General features: G+C 77.1%; 1 protein-coding gene. It reads right to left on the reverse strand.

Annotation, left to right across the window (positions count from 1 at the left end; genetic code table 11):
• Positions 1–676, reverse strand: a 676-nt coding sequence (locus tag HW577_RS26085) for an AsmA-like C-terminal region-containing protein (RefSeq protein WP_198378970.1), incomplete at both ends; no start/stop codon positions are given.

The following is a 676-nucleotide window of genomic DNA, read 5'->3' on the forward strand; positions in this document are numbered from 1 at the left end:
GGCCTGGGGCGGCGGCACCGGCCCATCCGCGCCCATCCGCGCCAGCCGCAGCGCCGCGCCGCAATCTCCGGCCGGGCCCGCCGCGCCGGCCTGCCCGCGCAGCCACTCCACGGTGGAGTTCCGCCACAGCCGGTTCGCCACCGTATCGCCCATCACCCGCGTCATCGCCCGGCCCGGATCGACGCCGACGCGCGGTTCGGCGAAGGTGCCGCCGACGCCGACCGGGGCGCGCACCGTGATCCCCGCGATGCGCACATCGGGCAGCAGCCGCGCGGCGATCGTCTCCTCCCGCAGGTTCAGCGCCAGCACGCCGTCGATGCGCCCGGCATTCGTCTCGACCAGCAGCGCCTCGCTCGTCGCCATGCCGTCCTCGGCGGACAGGCGGAGCGCCAGGCAGCGGACCGGCACCCCACCCTGCTGCTGGCCCGGCAGCAGCAGTGCCAGCAGGTCCGTGCCGATGGACAGTCGCCCGCCGCCGACGATGCGGCCTTCGATCATCGCCAGCCCGGCCTCCCCCGTCAGGCTCGCCGCCACGGCGCGCAGGCTCGCGCCGCGCCCCTGCAAGTCGAGCGCGATCTCGGCCCGCCCCTCCAGCCCCGCCGGGGCGGCGCGCGCGCGCTGCAGCGCGCCGAGATCCAGGCCCTGCCCCTCGCTGCCCAACGCCAAGAGACTGGAA

It is taken from the genome of Neoroseomonas rubea (assembly GCF_016106015.1).
In the GTDB taxonomy this organism is placed as follows: domain Bacteria; phylum Pseudomonadota; class Alphaproteobacteria; order Acetobacterales; family Acetobacteraceae; genus Neoroseomonas; species Neoroseomonas rubea.